A 20,647-nucleotide genomic window follows, 5' to 3' on the forward strand; every position below is an offset into this window, starting at 1 on the left:
ACGAAAAGCAGCAAAGGTTCGTAACATATTCCGTAAAAATCTTAGAAATTCACAAAACGGTCATTTTGGATTTATAGGATTGTCATTATCCTGTAGCGCAGGTGGCGTCTTAGACCAAAGTCGCGAAACGTTTAGAAACGATTGACTTAAGGGTCACGCTTTGGGACTAAATCGCCAATCCACGGTGAGCGGGGCAGCAGATCCCTCCGCCAGAGATACACAAAAATTAGAACGTAGAGGAGCAGAACATGTACAAGTCCAGCCTGGCCGTGGCCGTGGCACTGGGGGTTTTCGCCCAAACAGCAGGCGCTGCCGGTTTCGTTGAAGACAGCAAACTGTCGCTCAGCTCGCGCACCATGTATTACGACAACAACAACCGTGAAGCCCACGGCGCTGTTCGCCCGGATCAGCGTGAGACTGGCCAAGGCTTCAAACTTGACTACATTTCGGGTTTCACCGAGGGGACTGTTGGGTTTGGTGTTGATGCCCAAGCACTTTGGGGTATCCATTTGGATGGTGGCCGTGGCTACCACAAAAGTGGCTTCATGCCAGACGACAGCGATGGTTCTTCTGTAAGCCAGTGGGCCCGTGTCGGCGCTAACGCGAAGGCGCGCTTCTCCAAAACTGAAGCTCATTTTGGTAGCGCCCTGGCGCCTAACCTGCCGATTCTGGTCGCGAACGACGGCCGTGTGCTGCCTCAAACCTTCGAGGGTGGCACCATCCAGTCGAAGGAAATTGACAATCTGACCATCAATGCTGGCCAGCTGACGCACGCCATGGGCCGTGCCTCCAGCAACCGTACCGGCCTGTCGGTCTCCGGCGCAACTGCTGACAGCAACAAGTTCCGCTACGGTGGTTTGGACTACAAGCTTACTCCCGACCTGACCCTGCAGTACTACTACTCGAACCTTGAAGACTTCTACAAACAGCATTTCCTGGGCGCGACTCACGTCTTCAAGATCGCTGACAACCAGTCGTTCAAGACCGACCTGCGTTACTTCGACAGCAGCAGCGACGGTAAGAACGGTAGCGGCGGTGGTTACAACTTCGATAACAACAGGGGCTACGCCAAAACCGCTGGCGAGGTCGACAACAAGACCTGGTCCGCCATGTTCACCTATACCCTGGGTGGGCATGCGCTGATGCTCGGCCATCAGCAGATTGGTGATGACGGTGGCTTCGTGTGGTTGAACCAGGGCGGTGTCGTCGATGGTAACAACCGTAACGAAGGTGCTGGCGGTTCCAGCTTCTACCTGTTCACCGACAGCATGATCAATCAGTTTGCCCGTGCTGGCGAGAACACCACCTTCGGTCAGTACTCCTATGACTTCGCAGGCCTGGGTGTACCAGGTCTGAAAGCATCCGTGGCCTACCTGCGTGGTGATGACATCCGCAACCGGTCGGGCGATGGCACCTATAACGAATGGGAGCGCGACGCTCGCGTCGACTACACCATTCAGCAGGGGACGCTCAAAGGCCTGGGCTTCAGCCTGCGTCAAGGCGTCTACCGTGGCGCCGGTGAAAGCAGCGATGACCAGGATCAGACTCGCTTCATCGTGAACTACACTTACGCCTTCATGTAAGTTAGTAGCGTTACCAAAAGAGCCTCGCCTAGTGCGAGGCTTTTTTATGCCTGTAATTCCGTATGCAATATGGTTATAAACAAATCAATATTTATTCTTTTTGTTTTTAATCGGATGCAGGCACATTAAACCCACACGGTGTACAGAACCCCGCACAGGAGCCGCAGCCCATGAGCCTAAAACTCGGCGATATCGCCCCCGATTTCGAACAGGATTCCAGCGAAGGCAAAATCCGCTTCCACGAGTGGCTGGGCAACAGCTGGGGTGTGTTGTTCTCCCACCCGGCCGACTTTACCCCGGTGTGCACCACCGAGCTGGGCCTGACTGCCAAGCTCAAGGACGATTTCGCCAAGCGCGGGGTCAAGGCCATTGCCTTGTCGGTGGATCCGGTCGACTCGCATCACCGCTGGATCGATGACATCAACGAGACCCAGAACACCGTGGTCAACTTCCCGATCATCGCCGACGCCGACCGCAAGGTGTCGGACCTGTACGACCTGATCCATCCGAACGCCAGCGACACCCTGACCGTGCGTTCGCTGTTCGTGATCGACCCGAACAAGAAGGTGCGCCTGACCATCACCTATCCGGCCAGTACCGGGCGCAACTTCAATGAAATCCTGCGTGTGATCGACTCGCTGCAGCTGACCGACAACCACAAGGTCGCCACACCAGGCAACTGGCAGGACGGCGACGAGGTGGTGATCGTGCCCTCGCTCAAGGATGAGGAAGAGATCAAACAGCGCTTCCCCAAAGGTTACCGCGCGGTCAAACCCTACCTGCGGCTGACCCCTCAGCCCAATCGTTGATGAATTCCTCGTTGCATTGCTCTTAGCCAAGCAGGGATTTTCGGGCCGTTTCGACGGCCCTTTTTTATGCCTGCTGAAAACCGCGTGGGCCTCTTCGCGGGTAAACCCGCTCCCCACAGGGTTAAGCGCCGTCCTCAAGGTTTGTGGTGTCCCTGTGGGAGCGGGTTCACCACGGAAAAAGCCGGCACAGGAAATAATCAAAATGGAATAAACAAATGAAAAAATATGATTTCTAGATATATGTAAGCGCTGTTAATGTCACTCCCAACAGAACAAAAGGAAGCGCTGCAATGCTGGTCGTCTCAATCGGTGGTAGCCCAAGTACCCGTTCACGCTCTGGCGTGCTGCTGGAGCGTTCGCGCCAGTGGCTGCAGAACCGCGGCGTCGAAGTGGTGACGTTCCAGGTGCGTGACTTTGCCGCCGAAGACCTGCTGCATGCCCGTTTCGACAGCCCGCAGGTTCAGCATTTCCAGCAACTGGTGGCCCAGGCCGATGGCCTGATCGTCGCAACGCCGGTGTACAAGGCATCGTTCGCCGGCGCTCTGAAAACCTTGCTCGACCTGTTGCCCGAGCGCGCCCTGGCTCACAAGATCGTGCTACCGATTGCTACAGGCGGCAGCATCGCCCACATGCTGGCGGTGGATTACGCACTTAAACCCGTGCTGTCGGCACTCAAGGCGCAAGAGACCCTGCAAGGGATCTTCGCCGACGACAGCCAGGTTACTTACGCAGAAGGCTCCAGACCCGCGCAACTGTTACCGGTGCTGGAAGAACGCCTGCATGACTCGCTGGAAACCTTCCACGCTGCCCTGGCCCGTCGGCCGAGCCCCGTCGCCCCGGGCCTGTTGAACGAACGCCTGATCAGCGCCCGCTGGAGCATCTGACCAGCACAACCCGCTTTACCACCTTACTCGCCCGACAACGAGGCAAGCAGGTGCAACCCGAACCCATTCGCACAGGAGAGCGCCATGCGCACAGTCTTCTTGCGTCGCGGTCTGGTCGCCCTGTTTGCGGCGGCTGTGTCCTTCGGCGCCATTACCCAAGCCCAGGCCGAGAGCCTGCGTATCGGCTATCAGAAATACGGCACCCTGGTGCTGCTCAAGGCCAAGGGCACGCTGGAAAAGCGCCTGGCCGAGCAGGGCGTGCAGGTGCAGTGGACCGAATTCCCCGGCGGCCCGCAGCTGCTTGAAGGGCTGAATGTCGGCTCCATCGATTTTGGCGTCACCGGCGAGACCCCACCCGTGTTCGCCCAGGCTGCTGGCGCCGATCTGCTCTACGTGGCGTATGAGCCGCCGGCGCCGCACAGCGAGGCGATCCTGGTGCCGAAGGGCTCGCCGATCCAGTCGGTCAAAGACCTCAAGGGCAAGAAAGTCGTCCTCAACAAAGGCTCCAACGTGCACTACCTGCTGGTCCGTGCGCTGGAAGATGCCGGCCTCAAGTACAGCGACATCCAGGCCGTCTACCTGCCCCCGGCCGACGCTCGCGCCGCCTTCGAGCGCGGCAGCGTGGATGCCTGGGTGATCTGGGACCCGTACCAGGCTGCCGCCGAGAAACAACTGCAGGCACGTACCCTGCGCGACGGCAAAGACCTGGTCGACAACCACCAGTTCTATCTTGCCACCCGCGACTACGCGACCCAGCACCCAGCGGTGATCAACACCGTGATCGAGCAAGTGCGCGCCGTGGGCGAATGGTCCCAGGCCAACCCGCAGGAAGTGACCGATCAGGTCGCCCCGCTGCTTGGGCTGCCCGCTGACATCACCCTGACTTCGGTCAAGCGCCAGGGCTACGGCGCCGCGCCGCTCACCCCAGAAGTGGTGGCCGCGCAACAGAAAATCGCCGACACGTTCCATGCGCTGAAGCTTATCCCCAAGCCGCTGAGCATCAAGGACGTTATCTGGACACCCCCGGCCAAGGTCGCCAGCGCGCCTTGATTGACTTGCCTGCGCCGGGGCGCCGCCCCGGCTGAGCCACCCTTGAGGAGACAACTCCAATGAGCCTTAACATTTTCTGGTTCCTGCCCACCCACGGTGACGGTAAGTACCTGGGCACCTCCGATGGTGCTCGCGCGGTCGACCATGGCTACCTGCAGCAGGTCGCCCAGGCGGCCGACCGCCTTGGCTTCGGCGGCGTACTGATCCCTACCGGGCGATCCTGCGAGGATTCCTGGCTGGTGGCGGCATCGCTGATCCCGGTTACCCAGCGCCTGAAGTTTTTGGTCGCATTGCGCCCCGGCATCATTTCGCCGACCGTGGCGGCACGCCAGGCAGCCACCCTCGACCGCCTGTCCAACGGCCGTGCGCTGTTCAACCTGGTGACCGGTGGCGACCCGGACGAGCTGGCGGGTGACGGCCTGCACCTGAACCACCAGGAGCGCTACGAGGCCTCCGTGGAGTTCACCCGTATCTGGCGCAAGGTGCTGGAAGGCGAAACCGTCGACTACGACGGCAAACATATCCAGGTGAAGGGCGCCAAGCTGCTTTACCCGCCAATCCAGCAACCGCGCCCGCCGCTGTACTTCGGTGGCTCATCGGATGCCGCACAGGACCTGGCCGCCGAGCAGGTCGAGCTGTACCTGACCTGGGGCGAGCCGCCGAGCGCGGTCGCAGAAAAAATCGCCCAGGTGCGCGAGAAAGCCGCCGCCCAGGGCCGCGAAGTGCGCTTCGGCATCCGCCTGCACGTGATCGTGCGGGAAACCAACGAAGAAGCCTGGGCTGCCGCCGACAAGCTGATCTCGCACCTGGACGATGACACCATCGCCCGTGCCCAGGCCTCGCTGGCACGCTTCGACTCGGTCGGCCAGCAACGCATGGCGGCGCTGCACAACGGCAACCGCGACAAGCTGGAAGTGGCCCCCAACCTTTGGGCGGGCGTCGGCCTGGTCCGCGGTGGTGCCGGCACCGCCCTGGTAGGCGATGGCCCGACCGTTGCGGCGCGGGTCAAGGAATACGCCGAGCTGGGCATCGATACCTTCATCTTCTCCGGTTACCCGCACCTGGAAGAATCGTACCGGGTTGCCGAGCTGCTGTTCCCGCACCTGGATGTGCAACGCCCGGAGCAGGCCAAGGCCGGTGGTTACGTGAGCCCGTTCGGCGAGATGGTGGCCAACGACATCCTGCCCAAGTCCGTTGCGCAAAGCTGAGGGCCAGGCCATGAGTCGTGCAACTTCCAATACCCTTGCCCAGCGCCTGGCGCCGTGGGCGCTACCGGTGCTGCTGCTGGCCGCCTGGCAGCTGGCGGTCAGCGCCGGCTGGCTGTCGACACGCATCCTGCCAGCGCCTAGCGCGGTGGTCAGTGCCGGCGTCGAGCTGGTGCGCAGCGGTGATATCTGGACCCACCTGGCCATCAGCGGCTGGCGTGCCGGGCTGGGTTTTGTCATCGGTGGCAGCATCGGCCTGGTGCTGGGCTTTATCACCGGCCTGTCGAACTGGGGCGAGCGCTTGCTCGACAGCTCGGTGCAGATGATCCGCAACGTGCCGCACCTGGCGCTGATTCCGCTGGTGATCCTGTGGTTCGGCATCGACGAGTCGGCGAAGGTTTTCCTGGTTGCGCTGGGCACGCTGTTCCCGATCTATCTGAACACCTACCACGGCATCCGCAACGTCGACCCGGCGCTGGTGGAAATGGCGCGCAGCTATGGTTTGTCCGGCTTCACCCTGTTCCGCCAGGTGATCTTGCCGGGTGCGCTGCCTTCGATCCTGGTGGGCGTGCGCTTTGCCCTGGGCTTCATGTGGCTGACCTTGATCGTTGCCGAAACCATCTCGGCCAATGCCGGCATCGGCTACCTGGCGATGAACGCCCGGGAATTCCTGCAGACCGACGTGGTGGTACTGGCCATCGTCCTGTATGCCGTGCTGGGCAAGCTCGCCGACCTGGCCGCCCGCGGCCTGGAACGTGTGTGGTTGCGTTGGCACCCGGCCTATCAAGTAGCCAGGAAGGAGGGCGCATGACCGTGCTCAAGGAACAGCCGCCACGCCTGCTGCGTGGCATCCCGCTGGCCTGCAACGGCCTGCGCAAGGCCTTTGGCCAACGCGAAGTGTTGAAGGGCATCGACCTGCACATCCCCGCAGGCCAGTTTGTCGCCATCGTCGGCCGCAGCGGCTGCGGCAAGAGCACCCTGCTGCGCCTGCTGGCCGGGCTCGACCAGCCCAGCGCCGGGCAATTGCTGGCCGGCGCCGCGCCGCTGGATGAGGCGCGGGACGAAACCCGCCTGATGTTCCAGGATGCCCGCCTGCTGCCGTGGAAGAAGGTGATCGACAACGTCGGCCTGGGCCTGTCCGGCGACTGGCGCGGGCGTGCGCTGGACGCGCTGGAGGCGGTTGGCCTGGCCGACCGGGCCAATGAATGGCCGGCAGCGCTGTCGGGCGGGCAGAAGCAGCGTGTGGCGCTGGCGCGGGCATTGATCCACCAGCCGCGTCTGCTGCTGCTGGACGAGCCACTGGGGGCGCTCGATGCGCTGACCCGCATCGAGATGCAGCAACTGATCGAACGCTTGTGGCGTCAGCACGGCTTCACCGTGCTGCTGGTCACCCACGATGTCAGCGAGGCAGTTGCCGTGGCTGACCGGGTGATCCTGATCGAGGACGGCGAGGTCGGGCTCGACCTTACCGTCGACCTGGCGCGGCCCCGGGCGCGTGGTTCGCACCGCCTGGCGGCGCTGGAAAGCGAAGTGCTCAACCGTGTTCTGTCAGCCCCGGGCACTGCACCCGAGCCAGACCCTGTAGCCCCTTTGCCCACGCAATTGCGTTGGGCGCACTGAAAACTCACTTACCAGACTCAAGCCCACAGAGAAGGAAGCAAATCATGACTATCAAAGCCATCAACGTTCGCAACCAGTTCAAAGGCACCGTGAAAGAAATCCTTGAAGGGCCTGTGCTGTCGGAAATCGACGTGCAGACTGCCTCGGGCATCGTCACTTCGGTGATTACCACCCGCTCTGTGAAAGAGCTGGAATTGCAGGTGGGTAGTGAAGTGATTGCTTTTGTGAAGTCGACTGAAGTGTCTATCGCCAAGCTGTGATGAAAGTGGCCCGCGGGGCTGCGTTGCAGCCCGATCCCGGCAAGCCAGCTACCACAGGTACTGCGCAGGTTTCAGGCCTTGTGCTTTATCTTTGGGAGCTGGCTTGCCGGCGATGAGGCCATTGAATTTAACGCTTGGCCAGAAACGGCGGCAGATACAACCCCAGATAGGCCTCGAACACCCGCTTGCCCTCTTCGGCCATGCGCGGCGTAATCGCCTCATGCAACTGCACCGACCGTGCATAAACCCGGTCGCTCAGCTCCATGGCCAGCGCAAACACATCCACATCCCCCGGCATCACCGGCAGATGAAAATGCTGGTCGAACAACTTGTACATCAAGTCGCCCAGTTCCATGTCGTGCTGCCGATCGGCCTGCACCACTTCGCTCAGGCCATGCTGGGCCAGGATCAGCTGCCGCGCCGCAGCATCGTCGTTGTAGATATCCAGCATGCGCTGCTCGATCAGCCGTGACAGTTCGTGCCAGGTGCTGAACGCACTGCTGTCGATGGGCGCACTCAACGCATCACGGAAGGCCCGGTGCACGTCGGCGGTCAGCGCCTCGAGCAAGGCAGGCACGCTGGCGAAGAAGTGGTACACCGATGAGGGCGGAATCTGCGCCCGCTCGGCCACGCTGTACACCGACAGGCCTGCCACCCCCAACTCGGCCAGCAGCTCGCGAGCAGCCGCCAGGATCGCCTCGATCCTGGCCTGGCTGCTTGCACGCGGCTTGCGCGAGGTGGCAGTGCGGGTCATTAGTTGCTGATTGCCAGGATGCTGGCCTGGTAGCCACCGACGAACAGGTCGAAATCACCGACTTCTTCCTGTTCCAGCTCGGACTGTTTGGCGAGCGACTCGCGGGCCAGCGTTTCAAAGCCCTGTTGCTGTTCGTTGCTCAGCGGTTGCCCGCGGAACGTGTCGGCGTGGAGGCGGCTTTGCCGCAGCGAGAACTGGATGAAGCTCTCGTCATGCTCGGTCATGCGTGCCAGTACCTGCGCCGACGGGGTCAGCTCGGGGTCGTTGACCTTGGCCTGCTGGGCATCCAGGGCATTGCCGTGCTCATCAAGGCCTTGCGCCTTGTCAAGCAGATCGGCCAGCGGGCGGATACGCTCGATCAGTTCGCTGGCCCAGTCTTTCAGGGCAATTGGCTGGCCGTTGCGCTGCAGCTCCAGGCCTGGGCGTCGGCCTTCCTTGACCACGGTCAGGAAGTTGTCAGTGCACTGGCCGCACTCACTGTTTTCCAGTTGCGGGCTGTCTTCCAGCGCGCAGAACAGCAGGAATGCATCGAGGAAACGCGCCTCGGTCAGGTCGATACCCACCGGCAGGAACGGGTTGATGTCCAGGCAGCGCACTTCTACATACTGCACGCCACGCGAGGTCAGGGCCTGGATCGGCCGTTCGCCGGTGTAGGTGACCCGCTTGGGGCGAATGTTCGAGTAGTACTCGTTCTCGATCTGCAGGATGTTGGTGTTCAGCTGTACCCACTCGCCGTCCACGTGCGTGCCCACTTCAACATAGGGCGGGTAGGGCGTGCCCACCGCCTTGCGCAGGCTGTCGGTGTAGCTGGCCAGGTTGTTGTAACACGGTGTCAGGCCGGCCTGGGCGTTGCTCTGGTAGCCCAGGTCACTCATGCGCAGGCTGGTGGCGTAAGGCAGGAACAGGGTTTCGGCGTCGAGCTCTTCGAGCTGGTGCGGGCGGCCGCGCAGGAAGCCTTTGTCCAGGGCCGGCGAGGCGCCGAACAGGTACATCAGCAGCCAGCTGTAGCGGCGGAAGTTGCGGATCAGCGCGATGTAGGCCGACGACTGGTAGTCGCGGTCGCTCTCGTTGCCACCTTCGTCTGCGCGCAGCAATGGCCACAGCGCTTCGGGCAGCGAGAAGTTGTAATGGATACCGGCGATGCACTGCATGGTGCGGCCGTAACGCAGGGCCAGGCCCTTGCGGTACACGTGCTTGAGCTTGCCGATGTTGGAGCTGCCGTACTCGGCGATCGGGATGTCCTCCTCGGCCGGCAGCGTGCATGGCATCGACGGGCTCCACAGGTATTCGTCGCCCAGCTTGCTGTAGACGAATCGGTGGGTCTGTTCGAGGCTTTCGAGCACCTTGGCCGGGTCGGGCAGCGCTGGGGTGATGAACTCCAGCAGCGACTCGGAATAATCGGTAGTGATCTGCTCGTTGGTCAGCGCCGACCCCAGTGCTTCCGGATGCGGGGTCTGGGCCAGGCGACCTTCATCGGTCACGCGCAGGCATTCGCGCTCAATACCGTGCAGGCACTGCTTGAGCAGGGGGAGATTTGCGCCGAGCAGGCTCAGGCGGCGGTTGAGGAGTTTGCTCAAGATGTATTCCTTCACGCGTCAGTCGCCCCAATATGGGGGTAGAAATAACGGTCTACAAGGGTAGGAAGAAAGGAACTGGCGTTGTCGCCTTGTCAGCGCGGATCCAGCAGTGCCAGCGCACTGCTGAAAATACCGCAGATACTGCTTGGTGAGCTAGAGAACCGCGAAGGTTCCCTGTGCTTTCGCCACCAGCTTGTCGCCCTGGACTACGTCGGCGTCGACCACCAGGGTGCGCCGCCCGGCGTGCAGCACGCGGGCAGTGCACAGGACTTCGCCGTCACTGACGGCGCGCATGTAGTTGATCTTGCACTCGATGGTGACGCTTTGCTGGTCAAAGCCATGGCTGGCCGAGCAGGCCAGGCCCATGGCGATGTCCACCAGGCTGAAGATCGCCCCGCCGTGCAGCTTCTGGCCACGGTTGCGCAGCTGTGGCTCGAGCGCCAGAGCGACCTCGGCAACGCCTGTGTCCAGGCGTTGCAGGCGGCAGCCCAGCAGCTGGCTGAAGGCGCTTTCGACGTATTCGCGTGGAACGTCCATCACTTCTTCTTCAGCTGCTTGGCGTTGGCAAACAGCGATGCCATGGCGTTGTTGGCCGGCGCCGCAGCGGCGGTTTCGCGCTGGCGCGGGGCCTGCTGCTGGCGGTTGCCGCCATTGCCACGGTTGCCACCGCGGTTGCCTTCAACCTTTTCGCCCGGGGTATCGCCCATGCGCATGGACAAGCCGACGCGCTTGCGCGGGATGTCCACTTCCATGACCTTGACCTTGACCACGTCGCCGGCCTTGACCGCTTCACGCGGGTCCTTGACGAATTTTTCGGACAGCGCCGAGATGTGCACCAGGCCGTCCTGGTGCACACCGATGTCAACGAAGGCGCCGAAGTTGGTGACGTTGGTCACCACGCCTTCGAGGATCATGCCGGGCTCCAGGTCCTTGAGGTCTTCGACGCCGTCCTGGAAGGTGGCGGTCTTGAACTCGGGGCGTGGGTCGCGGCCAGGCTTGTCCAGTTCCTGCAGGATGTCGGTGACGGTCGGCAGGCCGAAACTTTCGTCGGTGAATTTCTTCGGGTCCAGGCGCTTGAGGAAGCTGCTGTCGCCGATCAGCGAGCGGATGTCGCGGTCGGTGCCCGCAGCGATGCGCTGTACCAGCGGGTAGGCCTCGGGGTGAACTGCAGAGGCGTCCAGCGGATTGTCACCGTTCATCACCCGCAGGAAGCCGGCGGCCTGTTCGAAGGTTTTCTCACCCAGGCGGCTGACCTTTTTCAGCGCCGCGCGGGTGGCGAACGGGCCGTTGCTGTCGCGGTGGGCGACGATGTTCTGCGCCAGGGTCGCGTTGAGGCCGGAGATGCGCGTCAGCAGCGCCACCGAGGCGGTGTTCACATCCACACCCACTGCGTTCACGCAGTCCTCGACCACGGCGTCCAGGCCACGGGCCAGTTTCAGCTGCGATACATCGTGCTGATACTGGCCGACACCGATGGATTTCGGGTCGATCTTGACCAGTTCGGCCAGCGGGTCCTGCAGGCGACGGGCGATCGACACGGCGCCACGGATCGACACGTCCAGGTCCGGGAACTCGCGGGCGGCCAGCTCGGATGCCGAGTACACCGAGGCACCGGCTTCGGAGACCATGATCTTGGTGATCTGCAGCGCTGGATATTTTTTAACCAGTTCTGCCACCAGCTTGTCGCTTTCGCGGCTGGCAGTACCGTTGCCGATGGCGATCAGCTCTACCGAGTGCTTGGCGCACAGCGCAGCCATGATGGCAATGGTGCGGTCCCAGTCATTCTTTGGCGCATGCGGGTAGACCGTGGTGTAGTCCAGCAACTTGCCGGTAGCGTCGACCACGGCGATCTTGCAGCCGGTGCGCAGGCCCGGGTCGAAGCCCAGGGTGGCGCGCGGGCCGGCCGGCGCGGCCAGCAGCAGGTCGTGCAGGTTGCGGGCGAACACGTTGATCGCCTCGCCTTCGGCGTTGTCGCGCAGTTCGCCGAACAGGTCTGTTTCCAGGTGGGTGTAGAGCTTGACCTTCCAGGTCCAGCGCACCACCTCGCCCAGCCACTTGTCGGCGGCGCGGTTGCGGTTTTCAACGCCGACGTGGTTGCCGATCATCACCTCGCAGGGGTGCAGGGTGCCAGGCAGTTCCTCGCCAATCTTCAGCGACGCGCTGAGCACGCCTTCGTTGCGCCCGCGGAAGATCGCCAGGGCACGGTGTGAGGGCGCGTTGCGCAGCAGCTCGTCATGGGCGAAGTAATCGCGGAACTTGGCGCCTTCTTCTTCCTTGCCGGCGACCACGCGGGCGCTCAGCACGGCTTCCTGCTTGAGGAAGCTGCGCAGCTTGTCGAGCAGGGCGGCGTCTTCGGCAAAGCGCTCCATGAGGATGTACTTGGCGCCTTCGAGCGCGGCCTTGACGTCGGCTACGCCTTTTTCGGCGTCGACGAAGCGCGCGGCTTCGCTTTCCGGGGCCAGGGTCGGGTCGTTGAACAGGCCGTCGGCCAGTTCGCCAAGGCCGGCTTCAAGGGCGATCTGGCCTTTGGTGCGGCGCTTCTGCTTGTACGGCAGGTACAGGTCTTCGAGGCGGGTCTTGGTGTCGGCCAGCTTGATCTCGCGGGCCAGTTCCGGGGTCAGCTTGCCCTGCTCTTCGATGCTGGAGAGGATGCTGGCGCGGCGGTCGTCGAGTTCGCGCAGGTAGCGCAGGCGCTCTTCCAGATGGCGCAGCTGGGTGTCGTCCAGGCTCCCGGTCACTTCCTTGCGGTAACGGGCGATGAAGGGCACGGTCGAGCCTTCGTCCAACAGGCCCACGGCCGCCTCGACCTGCTGGGGGCGTACGCCCAGTTCCTCGGCGATACGGCTGTTGATGCTGTCCATGTAAACCACCTGACATTTGTGAAAACGGGGGTCGCCTGTGGGCTTTTCGCCCGGCGGCGCTGGATGAAAGCCGCGCATTATACCCATCGTAAACGGCTTGCGGTGATGGCGCCCGGCCAGCCGGAACTGGCGCCCGGGGAAAAATCTGCTAACAATGCTCACGCAACGTGCAGCAATGGCTACGCCATAATGCGCGGCGAAACCAGAGGAGTTATTCATGACCGGCACGCCAAACACCGCTGAAGGTGACAAGATTCTCATCGTCGATGACGATCCAGGGCTGAGCAGCCTGCTGGAACGTTTCTTCACCAGCAAGGGCTACCGTGCCCGTGCGGTGCCGAACACTGAACAGATGGACCGCCTGCTGCAGCGCGAGGTGTTCAACCTGGTGGTGCTCGACCTGATGCTGCCGGGCGAGGATGGCCTGTCCGCGTGCAAGCGCCTGCGCCAGCAGAACAACCAGATCCCGATCATCATGCTCACCGCCAAGGGCGACGAGCTCAGCCGTATCAAAGGCCTGGAACTGGGCGCCGACGACTACCTGGGCAAACCGTTCAACCCGGACGAGCTCATGGCCCGGGTCAAGGCCGTGCTGCGCCGCCAGTCACCCAGCGTACCGGGTGCACCGGGCAGCGAGGACGAATCGGTCACCTTTGGCGACTACGAGCTGTCGCTGGCGACCCGCGAACTCAAGCGCGGCGACGAAGTGCACATGCTTACCACCGGTGAATTCGCCGTGCTCAAGGCCCTGGTGATGCACGCCCGCGAGCCGCTGACCCGCGACAAGCTGATGAACCTGGCCCGTGGCCGTGAATGGGATGCGCTGGAGCGCTCCATCGACGTGCAGATCTCGCGCCTGCGCCGCATGATCGAACCCGACCCTTCCAAGCCGCGCTACATCCAGACCGTCTGGGGCGTGGGCTATGTGTTCGTGCCTGACGGAAACGCCGGCAAATGATGCCTGGTCGTCGATGAAAACACCGCTCTGGTTTCCGCAAAGCTTCTTCGCCCGCACGCTGTGGCTGGTGCTGATCGTCGTGCTGTTCTCGAAGGCATTGACCCTGGTCTACCTGCTGATGAACGAGGACGTGCTGGTCGACCGTCAGTACAGCCACGGTGTGGCGCTGACCCTGCGCGCCTATTGGGCGGCGGATGAAGAAAACCGCGACAAGATCGCCGAGGCTGCCGGGCTGATTCGGGTTACCGGCTCTGGTGTGCCGGAAGGCGAGCAGCACTGGCCCTACAGCGAAATCTACCAGCGGCAGATGCAGGCCGAGCTGGGTGATGACACCGAGGTCCGGCTGCGCATTCATGCGCCACCAGCGTTGTGGGTCAACGCGCCTAGCCTGGGCCCCGGTTGGTTGAAGGTCCCGCTGTACCCGCACCCGCTACGTGGGCAGAAGATCTGGAACGTGCTGGGCTGGTTCCTGGCCATCGGCCTGTTGTCCACCGCCTCGGCCTGGATTTTCGTGCGTCAGTTGAACCAGCCGCTCAAGCGCCTGGTGTTCGCTGCCCGCCAGCTGGGCCAGGGCCGCAGCGTGCGCCTGCCAATCAGCGATACGCCCAGCGAAATGACCGAGGTGTACAAGGCCTTCAACCAGATGGCCGAGGATGTCGAGCAGGCCGGGCGCGAGCGCGAGCTGATGCTGGCCGGGGTTTCCCACGACTTGCGCACACCGCTGACACGCCTGCGCCTGTCGTTGTCCCTGCTGAACAGCGACAGCGAACTGAGTGACGACATGGTCCGCGATATCGAGGACATGGACGCGATTCTCGATCAGTTCCTGGCGTTTATCCGCGATGGCCGAGACGAGCCGGTGGAGGACGTTGACCTGGCTGAGCTGGTGCGTGAGGTGGTAGCACCCTACAACCAGCCTGAAGAACGTGTGCGCCTGTGCCTGGAGCCGATTCCCCCGTTCCCGGTGCGTCGGGTTTCGCTCAAGCGCATGCTGGGCAACCTGATCGGCAACGCCCTGCACCATGCTGGCAAGGGGGTTGAGGTGGCTGCCTATGTATCGGGCGACGAGAGTGCGCCGTATGTGGTGCTGAGCGTACTCGACCGCGGCACCGGGATCGACGAATCGGAACTGGAGACCATCTTCAACCCGTTCATTCGTGGAGACCGCGCCCGGGGCGGCAAGGGCACCGGGCTGGGGCTGGCGATCGTCAAGCGGATTGCGGCGCAGCACGGCGGCAATGTCGAGTTGCGCAATCGCTCGGGTGGCGGGATCGAGGCTCGGGTGCGGCTGCCGCTGGGATTGCTGTTGCCGCGAAATGCAGTGTGAGACTTACCGGCCTCTTCGCGGCTAAAGCCGCTCCCACAGGTACTGCGCTATTCCTGTGGGAGCGGCTTTAGCCGCGAAGAGGCCGGTACAAGCTTGAGTCAGCCTTTACCCTTGGTCCGGGTCTGATTCGGCCCGCCATTCTTCTCCAGGTGCTCGATGATCATCCCCGCCACGTTCTTGCCGGTGGTCATCTCGATGCCTTCCAGCCCCGGTGACGAGTTCACTTCCATCACCAGCGGCCCATGGTTGGACCTGAGGATATCCACACCCGCCACGCTCAAGCCCATCACCTTTGCCGCGCGAATGGCGGTAATGCGTTCTTCTGGCGTGATCTTGATCAGGCTGGCGACGCCGCCGCGGTGCAGGTTGGAACGGAATTCGCCCGGTTTGGCCTGACGTTTCATCGAGGCGATCACCTTGTCACCCACCACGAAGCAGCGAATGTCGGCACCGCCGGCCTCCTTGATGTACTCCTGCACCATGATGTTCTGCTTCAGGCCCATGAAGGCTTCGATTACCGACTCGGCCGCCTGGGTTGTCTCGCACAGCACCACGCCGATGCCCTGAGTGCCTTCCAGCACCTTGATCACCAGCGGCGCGCCGTTGACCATCTGGATCAGGTCGGGAATGTCGTCCGGCGAGTGGGCGAAGCCGGTGATCGGCAGGCCGATGCCGCGCCGCGACAGCAGTTGCAGCGAGCGCAGCTTGTCGCGCGAGCGGGCAATTGCCACCGACTCGTTGAGCGGGTACACGCCCATCATTTCAAACTGGCGCAGCACCGCGCAGCCATAAAAGGTTACCGAGGCACCAATACGCGGAATCACCGCGTCAAAGCCCTCCAGCGGCTTGCCGCGGTAGTGGATCTGCGGCTTGTGGCTGGCGATGTTCATGTAGGCCCGCAGGGTATCGATCACCACCATTTCGTGGCCACGCTGGGTACCGGCTTCGACCAGGCGGCGGGTGGAATACAGACGCGGATTGCGCGACAGCACAGCGATCTTCATGCAGCACCTGTGACAGGAGAGAGGGTGGCCGCGAAGGCCGGTTTGTCTTGTACGTACTTCAGGCCTGGGTTGACCACCAACTGGCCGTGAATCAGGGCTTTGGCCCCAAGCAACAGGCGGTAGCGCATGTTCTTGCGGCAGGTCAGGGTGAATTCCACTTCCCACACACGATCACCCAGGGCCAGTGACGTGCGGATGACATAACGGGCCTGGGCCTGGCCGTTGGAGCTCTTGATGGTTTTCATGGTGACCAGCGGTGCCTCGCAACGGCGGTGGCGCAGCTGCACCAGTGAGCCCAGGTGGGCGGTGAAGCGTACCCATGGCTGGCCATCACGCTCGAACGGTTGCACCTCGGTGGCGTGCAGGGTGGAGGTGCTGGCGCCGGTGTCGATCTTGGCGCGCAGCCCGGCCACGCCAAGGTCGGGCAGGGCGACCCACTCGCGCAGGCCGATCACAGTCAAATGGTCAAATGTCTTCACGAAACGCACCCTGCCAATGAGGTGGTGAACTGTAAGCATCGCGGGGACTTTTTGCATCCGTATGTGAAGGTAGTACAGTTCGATGAAAGACAGAATCCGAGGAAACGGGATGGCACAAAAAGCCGAAGACGACGACAAGGTCCGCCTGGACAAGTGGCTGTGGGCGGCGCGGTTCTACAAGACCCGGGCGCTGGCCAAGGCTGCTATCGAAAGCGGCAAGGTGCATTGCCGGGGCGAGCGTTGCAAGCCAGGCAAGGAGCCACGGGTGGGTGACGCGTTTGTGCTGCGCACCGGGTTTGATGAGCGCACCGTTGTGGTGAAGGCGTTATCGGTGGTGCGGCGCGGGGCGCCGGAGGCGCAGGCGCTGTATGAAGAGACCGAAGAAAGTGTGCGGCGCCGTGAGCAGGCGGCGCAATTGCGCAAGGCGGGGGCGATGGGGGTGACCACCGATGGCCGGCCAAACAAAAAGCAGCGGCGGCAGATTCACCAACTGCACGGGAGCTTTGAATAGCCGGGGCCGCTTCGCGCCCCATCGCGACACAAGGCCGCTCCTACAGGGGGGCGCGAAGCGGCCCCGGAAATTTAGCGGATCACCGCCAATCGACCGACCAACGGTAGTCTGGCCGCAACGTTGAATAGCGGTGCGGTCCAGCGAATCAACGCGGCACTACCCTTGGCCGCCAGCGGCGTGTAATAGCTCCAGCCCAGCGCCAGTACCGCCATCAGCAATCCGCCGATGTAGTCATCTTGCCCCCAGTGCGCCCCGGCCACCAGGCGCGGCAGCATGAACAGCAGCGCCAGCCCCCAGATCACCAGGTACTGCAGCAGGCGGCGGCTGAACACGCTCATGAACAGCGCCCAGATCAGCAGCACCGAGGCATGATCACCCGGAAAACTCTTGCTTGAACGGTCCTTGAGCTCCCAGGCCGCTTCCAGGTTGGGGTAGTAATCGCTGAGGTGCACCACGCCGTCGAGGATCATCGACGGGCTCTTGTGTTGCCACCCGGCTGCATCCACCCACTTGGAAAACAGCGCGCGAATCACCACTAAGAGGAGTAGCGTGACCAGAAAACCGAAAAAGGCCTGGCGAACCTGGGCTGCCTTGAACACCCAGTTGCCCCGGATAAGCGCGGCCAGCAGGATCAGGCCGACGACGATGTCGAACGGGCGCAGGCTACCTACGGTCCAGATGTAGCGCCAGGCAGTGCTGTCGGCCAGCGGCGCATTCAGGCTGTGGAACAGCCACTCGTCGAAAGTCAGGCACAGGGTATGGCCAATGGGCCATAACCAGAAACACAGTAGAGCGATTGGCAGCAGCGTACACGCTGCCAAAGGTCCCAAGGACCACCTTGCTTGGAACAGTGGCCGATTGTCCATAAAATACCTCTATTGCAAACAGAAATCGGAGCGCCTTGTAAGCGCTCTGTCACGGGTTTTCGCAGGTTGTCGATAACCCTTGTAACCATTTTGTCATCATTTTCAGATAGCCAAAACCTATGAGCGATTTGCCGGATACCGATTTCACCCAACGTTTCATCTTCGACGAGCGCGATGTGCGCGGCGAGTGGGTGTCTCTCGATGACAGCTACGCCGCGGTGCTGGCGCGTCACGAGTACCCCCAGCCAGTGCAGGCATTGCTCGGCGAATTGATGGCCGCCACCGCCCTGCTGGTGGGGGCGCTGAAGTTCGATGGCCTGCTGATCCTGCAGGCGCGTTCCGCCGGGCCGATCCCGCTGCTGATGGTCGAATGTTCCGGTGACCGCGACATTCGCGGCATGGCCCGTTACGAAGCGGAGCAGATCTCGGCTGATGCGAACCTGTCGCAACTGATGCCTGACGGGCACCTGACCCTGACCATCGACCCTGTCAAAGGCCAGCGCTACCAGGGCACCGTCGATCTCGATGGCACCAACCTGTCGGAGTGCTTCACCAACTACTTCGTCCAGTCGCAACAGCTGAATACCCGCTTTTGGCTCAACGCTGAAAACGGCAAGGTCCGTGGCCTGCTGCTGCAGCAGTTGCCGCGTGATCGCCAGCCTGACGACGAAGAGCGCGAAGACAGCTGGCAGCACGTGATCGCCCTGGCCAAGACCCTCAAGCCAGAGGAATGGGCCGAGGGTAACGAAACCCTGCTGCACCGCCTGTACCACGAAGACGCCGTGCGCCTGTTCGACATCCAGCCGCTGCGCTTCAACTGCAGCTGCTCGCGCGAGCGCTCCGGTAATGCGCTGGTCAGTCTGGGCGAACATGACGCCAAGGCGCTCGTCAAAGAGTGCAACGGGCAGGTGGAGATTGATTGCCAGTTCTGTAATCAGCGCTATTTCTTCGATGAAAGCGACGTGGCGCAACTGTTTGCGGGTGGTGGCACCGACGTGGCCTCAGAAACTCGTCACTGAAACGTTTAAGCTCAGGACAATCTCCCGTCGAATTGCGCAAAAGCGCAGTTCTGACAGGAGGGGCCTACTTTTTTTGGGCTTTTCTGGCATAATCCGGCCACTTTTTTCGCTGTAGTAGTTTTTTCAAGACAACTACAAAACGTTTGGAGCACTCGGCCTCGGGCCGGATGGGGTATCTCATGACGCAAGCCAACAACACCGTGTACACCGACCTGAGCGTCGATGAGCTGGTAAAAGAAGCGCTGCAACGCGGTGAAGGCGTACTAGCCGATACTGGCGCACTGGTCGTGGAGACTGGTCACCGTACTGGCCGTTCGCCGGCTGACCGTTTCATCGTCGAAGAACCTTCCACCCAGGACGCCATCTCCTGGGGCCCGATCAACCGCAAGTTCCCGGCCGACAAGTTCGATGCCCTGTGGGACCGCGTCGAGGCGTTCAACAACGCCCAGGATCACTTCGTTTCCTACGTTCACGTAGGGGCTGCAGCCGAGCACTACCTGCCGGTGAAGATGACCACCCAGACTGCCTGGCAGAACCTGTTCGGCCGTTGCCTGTTCATCAACCCGGAGCAGTTCAACCCGGCTGGCCGCGACCAGTGGCAGGTCCTCAACGTCGCCAACTTCGTTTGCGAGCCTGAGCGTGACGGCACCAACTCCGACGGTTGCGTCATCATCAACTTCGCCGCGAAGAAGGTGTTGATCGCAGGCATGCGTTACGCCGGCGAAATGAAGAAAGCCATGTTCTCGGTGCAGAACTTCCTGCTGCCGGCTGCCGACGTGCTGCCGATGCACTGCGCTGCCAACATCGGCGAAGAAGGCGATGTGACCCTGTTCTTCGGCCTGTCCGGCACTGGCAAGACCACCCTGTCGGCCGACGAAAGCCGTTACCTGATCGGTGACGACGAGCACGGTTGGGGCGAAGGCGTTGTCTTCAATATGGAAGGCGGCTGCTATGCCAAGTGCATCGACCTGTCCGAGAAGAACGAGCCGGTGATCTGGAAAGCCATCAAGCATGGCGCCGTACTGGAAAACGTGGTGCTCGACGCCAATCAGCACGCCGACTACACCGATGTCAGCCTGACCCAGAACAGCCGTGCGGCCTACCCGCTGGAGCACGTTGCCAAGCGTTCCGAAGCGAACCTGGGCGGCGAGCCGAACGCAGTCATCTTCCTGACCTGCGACCTGACTGGTGTTCTGCCTCCGGTTTCGATCCTGAACAACGAGCAGGCGGCTTACCACTTCCTGTCCGGCTATACCGCGCTGGTCGGTTCCACCGAAATGGGTTCGGGCGGCGGCATCAAGTCCACCTTCTCCACCTGCTTCGGCGCACCGTTCTTCCCGCGCCCGGCTGGCGAATACGCCGAGCTGCTGATCAAGCGTATCAATGGCTTCAACTCCAAGGTCTACCTGGTCAACACCGGCTGGACCGGCGGTGGCTACGGCGTTGGCAAGCGCTTCAGCATCCCGACCACCCGTGCCGTGATCGCTGCGATCCAGAGCGGCGCGCTGGTGGGTGCCGAAACCGAGCACCTGGACATCATCAACCTGGACGTGCCGAAGGCCGTTCCGGGCGTTGATACCGAGCTGCTCAACCCGCGCACCAACTGGGCTGACAAAGCTGCGTACGACGCAGCCGCCCAAGGCCTCGCCAAGCTGTTCATCGAAAACTTCAAGAAGTTCGAAGTTTCCGACGCCATCAAGGCCGCTGGCCCGCAGCTGTAGGCTGCACCCAGCCGCAACGAGAGAGCCGCCCCACGGGGCGGCTTTTTCCATTCTGTTGCCTGCACGGGCCCTTTCGCGGGTAAATCGGATCGCCGCGAAAGGGCCCGTGCAGGCAGCCAACGTCTGGAATTTCTGTTTCACTGTCAGCATTCATTGCGA

General features: G+C 62.2%; 20 protein-coding genes. 13 read left to right on the top strand and 7 right to left on the bottom strand.

Annotated elements, in window-relative coordinates:
- The first annotated feature begins 248 nt into the window (after positions 1–248).
- The 8 genes from AC5O5I_RS01050 (at position 249) to AC5O5I_RS01085 (ending at position 7,411) form a co-directional block, all read left to right on the top strand.
- Positions 249–1,583, top strand: coding sequence for an OprD family porin (locus AC5O5I_RS01050; RefSeq protein WP_494511941.1), 1,335 nt, complete (start codon positions 249–251; stop codon positions 1,581–1,583).
- A gap of 170 nt (positions 1,584–1,753) precedes the next feature.
- The gene (locus tag AC5O5I_RS01055) at positions 1,754–2,392 is read left to right on the top strand and encodes a peroxiredoxin (protein WP_019096904.1); all 639 of its coding nucleotides are present in this window, start codon (positions 1,754–1,756) and stop codon (positions 2,390–2,392) included.
- 290 nt (positions 2,393–2,682) lie between these two features.
- Positions 2,683–3,276, top strand: a complete 594-nt coding sequence (ssuE, locus tag AC5O5I_RS01060; protein ID WP_172224348.1) for an NADPH-dependent FMN reductase — start codon at positions 2,683–2,685, stop codon at positions 3,274–3,276.
- 84 nt (positions 3,277–3,360) lie between these two features.
- Entirely contained in the window at positions 3,361–4,326 is a 966-nt protein-coding gene (locus AC5O5I_RS01065; RefSeq protein ID WP_494511942.1) for a sulfonate ABC transporter substrate-binding protein, read from the top strand.
- A gap of 59 nt (positions 4,327–4,385) precedes the next feature.
- Entirely contained in the window at positions 4,386–5,534 is a 1,149-nt protein-coding gene (ssuD, locus tag AC5O5I_RS01070) for an FMNH2-dependent alkanesulfonate monooxygenase (RefSeq protein ID WP_172224354.1), read from the top strand.
- Positions 5,535–5,544: 10 nt separating this feature from the next.
- Complete coding sequence (gene ssuC, locus AC5O5I_RS01075; RefSeq protein WP_172224357.1) at positions 5,545–6,342, top strand: aliphatic sulfonate ABC transporter permease SsuC; 798 nt, start codon at positions 5,545–5,547, stop codon at positions 6,340–6,342.
- Complete coding sequence (gene ssuB / locus AC5O5I_RS01080; protein WP_494511943.1) at positions 6,339–7,151, top strand: aliphatic sulfonates ABC transporter ATP-binding protein; 813 nt, start codon at positions 6,339–6,341, stop codon at positions 7,149–7,151. The genes ssuC and ssuB overlap by 4 nt, the downstream gene beginning before the upstream one ends.
- Positions 7,152–7,195: 44 nt before the next feature.
- Positions 7,196–7,411, top strand: coding sequence for a TOBE domain-containing protein (locus AC5O5I_RS01085; RefSeq protein WP_008095172.1), 216 nt, complete (start codon positions 7,196–7,198; stop codon positions 7,409–7,411).
- 127 nt (positions 7,412–7,538) lie between these two features.
- Here the strand turns inward: AC5O5I_RS01085 and AC5O5I_RS01090 are convergent, their stop codons facing one another.
- From AC5O5I_RS01090 to AC5O5I_RS01105, 4 genes are all read right to left on the bottom strand, one after another.
- Positions 7,539–8,165: a TetR/AcrR family transcriptional regulator gene (locus AC5O5I_RS01090; protein ID WP_494511944.1), complete on the bottom strand. Its 627-nt coding sequence runs from the start codon at positions 8,163–8,165 to the stop codon at positions 7,539–7,541.
- Positions 8,165–9,742 (bottom strand): glutamate--cysteine ligase, encoded by a 1,578-nt coding sequence (gshA, locus tag AC5O5I_RS01095; RefSeq protein WP_494511945.1) that lies wholly within the window; start codon positions 9,740–9,742, stop codon positions 8,165–8,167. The genes AC5O5I_RS01090 and gshA overlap by 1 nt, the downstream gene beginning before the upstream one ends.
- 153 nt (positions 9,743–9,895) lie before the next feature.
- A complete protein-coding gene (locus AC5O5I_RS01100) occupies positions 9,896–10,279 on the bottom strand; it encodes a PaaI family thioesterase (RefSeq protein WP_050580765.1) in 384 nt (127 codons plus the stop codon).
- Positions 10,279–12,603 (bottom strand): Tex family protein, encoded by a 2,325-nt coding sequence (locus AC5O5I_RS01105; protein ID WP_172224369.1) that lies wholly within the window; start codon positions 12,601–12,603, stop codon positions 10,279–10,281. The genes AC5O5I_RS01100 and AC5O5I_RS01105 overlap by 1 nt, the downstream gene beginning before the upstream one ends.
- Before the next feature lie 217 nt (positions 12,604–12,820).
- Between AC5O5I_RS01105 and ompR the strand changes: the two genes are divergently transcribed.
- Together ompR and AC5O5I_RS01115 are read left to right on the top strand one after the other, a co-directional pair.
- Entirely contained in the window at positions 12,821–13,561 is a 741-nt protein-coding gene (gene ompR, locus AC5O5I_RS01110) for an osmolarity response regulator transcription factor OmpR (RefSeq protein WP_079230429.1), read from the top strand.
- Positions 13,562–13,574: 13 nt separating this feature from the next.
- On the top strand, positions 13,575–14,888 hold the full coding sequence (locus tag AC5O5I_RS01115; protein WP_172230538.1) for an ATP-binding protein: 1,314 nt from the start codon (positions 13,575–13,577) through the stop codon (positions 14,886–14,888).
- Between the two features lie 98 nt (positions 14,889–14,986).
- Here AC5O5I_RS01115 and rimK read toward each other — a convergent pair whose 3' ends face one another.
- Positions 14,987–15,892, bottom strand: a complete 906-nt coding sequence (gene rimK, locus AC5O5I_RS01120; RefSeq protein ID WP_086976046.1) for a 30S ribosomal protein S6--L-glutamate ligase — start codon at positions 15,890–15,892, stop codon at positions 14,987–14,989.
- Positions 15,889–16,371, bottom strand: a complete 483-nt coding sequence (gene rimB / locus AC5O5I_RS01125; protein WP_172230541.1) for a retropepsin-like aspartic endopeptidase RimB — start codon at positions 16,369–16,371, stop codon at positions 15,889–15,891. Before rimB ends, rimK begins: the two co-directional genes overlap by 4 nt.
- Positions 16,372–16,480: 109 nt before the next feature.
- Here rimB and AC5O5I_RS01130 point away from each other — a divergent pair, with 109 nt between their 5' ends.
- Entirely contained in the window at positions 16,481–16,882 is a 402-nt protein-coding gene (locus tag AC5O5I_RS01130) for an RNA-binding S4 domain-containing protein (protein ID WP_172230544.1), read from the top strand.
- A 71-nt stretch (positions 16,883–16,953) separates the two neighbouring features.
- Here the strand turns inward: AC5O5I_RS01130 and AC5O5I_RS01135 are convergent, their stop codons facing one another.
- Positions 16,954–17,748, bottom strand: a complete 795-nt coding sequence (locus AC5O5I_RS01135) for a phosphatase PAP2 family protein (protein ID WP_172285738.1) — start codon at positions 17,746–17,748, stop codon at positions 16,954–16,956.
- A 119-nt stretch (positions 17,749–17,867) separates the two neighbouring features.
- Between AC5O5I_RS01135 and hslO the strand changes: the two genes are divergently transcribed.
- Positions 17,868–18,767 carry an Hsp33 family molecular chaperone HslO gene (gene hslO / locus AC5O5I_RS01140; RefSeq protein ID WP_494511946.1) on the top strand — a complete coding sequence of 300 codons (900 nt, stop codon included), beginning with the start codon at positions 17,868–17,870 and terminating at the stop codon, positions 18,765–18,767.
- 179 nt (positions 18,768–18,946) lie between these two features.
- Complete coding sequence (locus AC5O5I_RS01145) at positions 18,947–20,488, top strand: phosphoenolpyruvate carboxykinase (RefSeq protein WP_172226495.1); 1,542 nt, start codon at positions 18,947–18,949, stop codon at positions 20,486–20,488.
- The last annotated feature ends 159 nt before the right edge of the window (positions 20,489–20,647 follow it).

It is taken from the genome of Pseudomonas sp. 9_2_1 (genome assembly GCF_059295275.1).